Source organism: Nitratireductor aquibiodomus NL21 = JCM 21793 (assembly GCF_000615975.1).
GTDB classification, from domain to species: Bacteria; Pseudomonadota; Alphaproteobacteria; order Rhizobiales; family Rhizobiaceae; genus Nitratireductor; species Nitratireductor aquibiodomus.
This window is the reverse complement of sequence record NZ_BAMP01000148.1, coordinates 1-5,701: the sequence shown is the minus strand read 5'-3', so window position 1 is coordinate 5,701 and position 5,701 is coordinate 1. Positions and strand designations below refer to the sequence as shown.

The 5,701-nt window shown below is 63.3% G+C and carries 3 protein-coding genes and 2 pseudogenes; 3 read left to right on the top strand and 2 right to left on the bottom strand.

Features of this window, described 5'->3' with window-relative positions; genetic code table 11:
• The 3 genes and pseudogenes from JCM21793_RS29595 to JCM21793_RS22390 all read left to right on the top strand — a co-directional run.
• Positions 1–636: pseudogene (locus JCM21793_RS29595) on the top strand (GumC family protein); the annotation flags it as partial.
• Between the two features lie 151 nt (positions 637–787).
• The gene (gene folD, locus JCM21793_RS22395) at positions 788–1,684 is read left to right on the top strand and encodes a bifunctional methylenetetrahydrofolate dehydrogenase/methenyltetrahydrofolate cyclohydrolase FolD (protein ID WP_025031780.1); all 897 of its coding nucleotides are present in this window, start codon (positions 788–790) and stop codon (positions 1,682–1,684) included.
• A gap of 71 nt (positions 1,685–1,755) precedes the next feature.
• Positions 1,756–2,718, top strand: a complete 963-nt coding sequence (locus JCM21793_RS22390; protein ID WP_007006944.1) for a GlxA family transcriptional regulator — start codon at positions 1,756–1,758, stop codon at positions 2,716–2,718.
• Positions 2,719–2,846: 128 nt separating this feature from the next.
• Here the strand turns inward: JCM21793_RS22390 and JCM21793_RS22385 are convergent, their stop codons facing one another.
• Positions 2,847–4,145: a DUF2254 domain-containing protein gene (locus JCM21793_RS22385; protein WP_025031779.1), complete on the bottom strand. Its 1,299-nt coding sequence runs from the start codon at positions 4,143–4,145 to the stop codon at positions 2,847–2,849.
• Between the two features lie 51 nt (positions 4,146–4,196).
• Positions 4,197–5,701: pseudogene (edd, locus tag JCM21793_RS30755) on the bottom strand (phosphogluconate dehydratase); the annotation flags it as partial.

Genomic DNA, 5,701 nt, shown 5'->3' with positions numbered 1-5,701 from the left:
CGCGCCGACGAGCGCGACCCTGATCCCGAACCGGACCCCACGCCGCCGGGTGGCGGCTCGCACTGGCGGGAAGATGAAGGGCGTGACGATCGCCGTGCCGCATCGCGGGAGCGTCCGCGGGACTGGTCTCTCCGGTCGGGTGAACGCCATGCGATGGCGCGTGCGGAAACCGGTTGGGAGGACCGGGAGGACGATGAGGCGTTTCCAGACGATCTCGATACGGACGCGGGCGAGGATTTCGTGGAATACGCTGAAGAACACCGGGAAAAGCGTCATCAGCCCCGGCCCGCCCCGGAGCAGAATGCGCCGGCAGCGACTGCCCTCGCTGCGCAGCCCGCATGGCCGGGAGCGCAAATGGCCATGCACCCCGGCATGATGGTTCCCGGGCCAATGCAGATGATGGCACCGATGCCGCAGGTCGTGGGAATGCCGATGATGCAACCCTATCCGACGTGGCAGCAGGCTCCCATGCCTTTTCAACCTGATTTCGGTGTCATGGCGCAGCAGGCGCCAGGGACCGTCGAAGACGAGGATGAGGGCAGCGAACGCTTCGATGAGATCCACGACCGTCTCAAGGCCGTACGCCGCGAAGTGGATGCGCTAACGGCACCCCGGTTAAACAGGCATCGTTACTGACCTGAAAACACCGCCTTTCCCAATAACGTCAGGGAACGGCGCTGTGACGGGATTGCGGTTCTGTGTTTTCCCCATTATGCGGGCTCATGTGCGGGCCTCGTCCCAACGAAGAGCCACCTCGCACCCCTTGATAGCTGCACCGGGGAAAGACATGGCCGAAATCATTGACGGAAAAGCCCTCGCTGAGGATGTCGTGGCGAAGGTCAAGACCGAGACCGCCAGGCTTACTGAGACCGGAGTGACGCCAGGGCTCGCCGTGGTGATCGTCGGTGAGGATCCGGCCAGCCAGGTTTATGTCGCCTCAAAATCGCGCCGCGCGAAGGAGTGCGGGTTTCATTCGGTGCAGCATTCGCTGCCTCAAGAGACCGGCGAGGAAGAATTGGTGGCGCTGGTCGAGGAACTCAATGCCGATCCCGCGATCCATGGCATTCTGGTGCAACTGCCCCTGCCGAAACATATCGACGAGGGCCGTATCATTCAGACAATCGACCCCGACAAGGATGTCGACGGATTTCACTTCATCAATGTGGGGCGTCTTGGCACGGGTACGCTCGGTAGTGCCTTCGTGCCCTGCACGCCAGCCGGTGCGATGCTGATGCTGGAACGAGTGCGTGGCCGCGATCTTTCGGGGCTTTCGGCGGTGGTGATCGGACGCTCCAACATCGTCGGAAAGCCGATGGCAAACCTGCTTCTGGCAGCGAACGCCACGGTGACGATCGCCCACAGTCGAACGAAGGACCTTCCCGCGCTTGCAAGAACCGCCGACGTTCTGGTTGCGGCCGTTGGCCGCCCCGAGATGATCAGGGGTGACTGGGTGAAACCCGGCGCCACGGTGATCGACGTGGGCATCAACCGCATCCCCGCACCGGAAAAGGGCGAGAGGAAGACCCGGCTTGTCGGCGATGTCGCTTTTGCCGAGGCGAAGGAAAACGCCGGCGCGATCACGCCGGTGCCCGGCGGTGTCGGGCCGATGACCATCGCCATGCTGATGGCCAACACGCTGACCTCCGCATTCCGCACTGCGGGACTTGAGCCGCCCGCTTTCTAGGGCCAGGACCCCAATCTGGATCATCGCCCATGTCTTTCCTGCCGGACCAGCCTGCTTTACAACAATGGGCCATGGGCGAGGCGCGGCAGGATACCCGGCAGTTTGCCTTTCTGCTGGTAGACAAATTCTCGATGTTTTCGCTGGCGGCGGCCATCGACACCGTGCGCTCGGCCAATCGTCTTCTGGGACGGGATGTCTATAGCTGGGTCACCGTCTCCGCCGATGGTGAAGCGGTGATGGCCTCCAACGGTCTGCCGATCAAGATCGACTATGCGATCGCCGACCTGCCACCGGTCGATATTCTGTTTGTCTGTGTCGGGCTGACGACGGAGTTTCCCGGCAAGAGCACGGTGCTGGCGGGTCTGCGTTCGCTCGGCCGTCGCGGCGCGGCTCTCGGGGCGCTGGCGGCGGGATCCTATCTTCTGGCAGAGGCCGGCCAGCTTGAGGGGCATCGCTGCACGATCCACTGGGAGAACCGGGCCTCCTTCATGGAGCGCTTTCCAGAGATCGAGTGCACTGGCAATGTCTATGAGATCGACCGGAAGCGCTATACCTGCGCCGGCGTGACCACTTCCATAGACCTGATGCTGGAAATCGTGCGCAATGACCTGGGTGTGGAACTGGCCAACGAGGTGGCCAACCAGTTCCAGCACGAGCGCATCCGCTCGCCGGGCGACCGCCAGCGGACGGGACCGGAGCGTGACCTCACCGGAAAATCGGAGAAACTGAAGAAGATCGTCGAACTGATGGCCGACAATCTGGACGAGCCTTACTCGGCGGTGCAGCTCGCCAGGGCGGCAAGCCTTTCGGTGCGGCAGGTGGAACGGCTGTTTCTGCGGCATCTGGGCATGACGCCGGGGCGTTATTACATGCGATTGAGGCTGGAGCGGGCGCGCGAGCTTCTGCGTCAGACCAATATGGCGATCCTCGACGTGGCGATTGCCACGGGTTTCACCTCGCACTCCTATTTCGCGCAGAGTTATCGTCAGCAGTTCGGGCGCCCACCCTCCGAAGAACGGCGCACCACCTATTGAGTGCGTTTGGCGGCTGGTTTCGATGGTGGTGCCAGGCGCCCTCGCCCTTCGACAAGCTCAGGATGAGGGCTGTTGAGGCACAAGACGAATGTCGCCAGCCACGCTATCCGTCAACGCTGTAGTAGCCCTCACCCTGAGCTTGTCGAAGGGCGAGGGCGCTCGGTGCCTTCGGTCAAGCCGGCTGCCAACTTTCGTAGAGCTACAATGTCGGGCTCGTGCGAGCCCTCGGAGGCAGCGCGGGCCATGAAGTCTTCCGCAAGGGACGCGGCGGCGTTTGAGAACGCATCCGGTGAGATGCGGGCGAGTGAGGCCAGGCCGCGCAGCAGTGCCTCTTGAACATCAGGTGCCGCAGATGCGGCTTCATAGGAGATCGGCCGAAAGGCCTCGTCCAGCAGGCGCTCCGGGCTGACCGGCATGAAGCGAATGCGCGGATAAGGTGGATCCTTCCGTTCCTCGTCCTTCTCATCCAGCGCCCAGTTGGCCAGAAGACGCGTCTGCACCGTGAGGACATGGTTGGCGGTCGAGGGGTCGTTGACCCCGGGCGACAGGGCCCGCCGCGCCACATCCGCCAGAACGAGAAAGCCGAAGCCGGGATCGGAATCGAAGGTACGCTCCTCTCCGATGATGAAATCGCCGCGGATGGCCTTCAGCACGGCCTCATCCGCTTCACCGACGACCACGGCAATGATTGCAGTATGGTCCACATAGTCTCCGGGCCGGACACGCACGTGAATGACAAGCCCCTTGTCTTCCGCCAGGTCCTGTAGCGCGTGGGGGTCGAAATGCTGCACGAAGCCGACGCTGCCTGCCGCAACCTCGTGCCCGATGGGTGATCGCTCGCCAGCGCTGCACCCATAAAGCCCGTCGCGGCCAAGCCGGTCGAGTGCCTGGCGGGTCGCAGCTTCCAGCCGGCTTGTCATTTCCACCACGCGGCCCACGACCGAGATTTCACGGACCCAGCGAATTAATGCCCAGACGACCGCGAAGACGACGAACACTGTGGCGATGAACAGGATCAGACGTCCGCCCAGCGTATAGATGCCGCTCGACAGGCCGATAATGCCGATGATCGAGAAGAGGAATGCGCCGATGAAGACAGATATCGTGGTGCGCGCTGCGCGGTTTCCTGAAAAGAGCGGGACAGCGCGGGGCGAGCCGGTCTGCGCGGCGCTGGTCAGCAGGTTTACAAGCGTAGAGAGTGCAAACACCGCCACCGCCAGCATGCTCGATGCAACGATGCCGAGAATGTTGCGCAGGGCGTCTGCGGAGACGGTGATGGGGATAGCGCTTTCCTCCAGCCCCTCGGGGAAGAGGCTGGCGGAGAGATAAGCGAGTATGACGACGAGCACCGCCGACGCGCAGAACAGTGCCGGCAAGAACCACAGGGCCCGCGAAAATCGTCTGAATAGAAACCAGTAGCCGTTCACCGCCCCCTCCGATCATGGAGAGAATGCACCGGGGCGACTGATTGTTCCAGATCAGAAAACGGCAGCCCCCTGATCCGCGCGGCCGGCAAGCTGTCGGAAACCGGCGAAAAGCTCACGCCCCATGCCGAACCCGTTGGCTGAAAGATCCGGGGCGGCGCTCTCGCGCGCGGCGAGTTCGTCCGCGTCGACCAGCACTTCGATCGTACCCTTCTCGGCGTCAAGGCGCATCGGGTCGCCGTCACGCAACTTGCCGATCATGCCGCCGTCGAGCGCTTCAGGCGTGACGTGGATGCTGCCGGCACCTTGCCGGATGCGCCAGACATGCGGCCATCCGTGACGAGCGCGATGCGGCGGCCGCGATCCTGCAAAACGCCAAGGGCAGGCGTGAGCTTGTGGAGCTCGGGCATGCCATTGGCCCTGGGCCCCTGGAAGCGGATGACGGCGATGAAGTCCCGGTCGAGCTTTCCGGCCTTGAAAGCCTCCTGCATCTCGTCCTGCGAGTGAAAGATGATGGCCGGCGCCTCGATCAGCCGGTGCTCGGGCTTGACGGCGGAAATCTTGATGATGGATTTGCCCAGATTACCCGACAGGACGCGGATGCCTCCGGTCTTCTGGAAGGGCTTGGCGGCGGTGGTGAGCACCTTTTCGTTGCCGCTGGTGGCGGGTGCGGGCAGGCGTGCGACAGTGCCATCATCGGCAAGCTTCGCCTCGACCGTGTAAGGCCGCAGACCTTCACCCCAGATGGTGCGGACATCTTCATGCAGATAGCCATCATCGAGCAGTTCGCGGATAAGAAAGCCCATGCCGCCCGCAGCGTTGAAATGGTTCACGTCCGCAAGCCCGTTGGGATAGACGCGCGCAAGAAGCGGCACGTGGTCAGAGATTTCGGCAATGTCGTCCCAGGTGAGTTTGATGCCGGCTGCCGCCGCCATGGCAACGAGATGCATGGTGTGGTTGGTGGAGCCGCCCGTGGCGTTGAGCCTACCACGCCATTGACGATGGAGCGCTCGTCAATCATGCGGCCAACGGGCGTGAACTCGTTTCCGAGCGCGGTGATGGCAAGCGCGCGTTTGGCCGCTTCCTTCGTCAGGGCGTCGCGCAGCGGCGTGTTGGGGTTGATGAACGAAGAACCCGGCGTGTGCAGGCCCATGATCTCCATCAGCATCTGGTTGGAATTGGCGGTGCCGTAGAAGGTGCAGGTGCCAGGACCATGATAGGATTTCGATTCCGCTTCGAGCAGCGCGGCGCGGTCCACCTTGCCTTCCGCATAAAGCTGGCGGATGCGGGCCTTTTCGTCATTGGGCAGGCCCGACGTCATGGGCCCGGCGGGGATGAAGACGGCGGGTAGCTGGCCGAAGGTGAGGGCGGCGATTACGAGGCCCGGCACGATCTTGTCGCAGACGCGAGATAAACGGCGGCATCGAACATGTTGTGCGACAGGCCGACGGCGGCAGCCATGGCGATGACATCGCGCGAGAAGAGCGAAAGCTCCATGCCGGGCTGACCCTGGGTGACGCCGTCGCACATGGCCGGCACGCCGGCGTGCCGGCCATGTG

Bases quoted from the DNA above. Each gene is read 5' to 3' on its own strand.
- folD (WP_025031780.1), top strand. From the start codon at position 788: ATGGCCGAAATCATTGACGGAAAAGCCCTCGCTGAGGATGTCGTGGCG.
- JCM21793_RS22390 (WP_007006944.1), top strand. From the start codon at position 1,756: ATGGGCGAGGCGCGGCAGGATACCCGGCAGTTTGCCTTTCTGCTGGTA.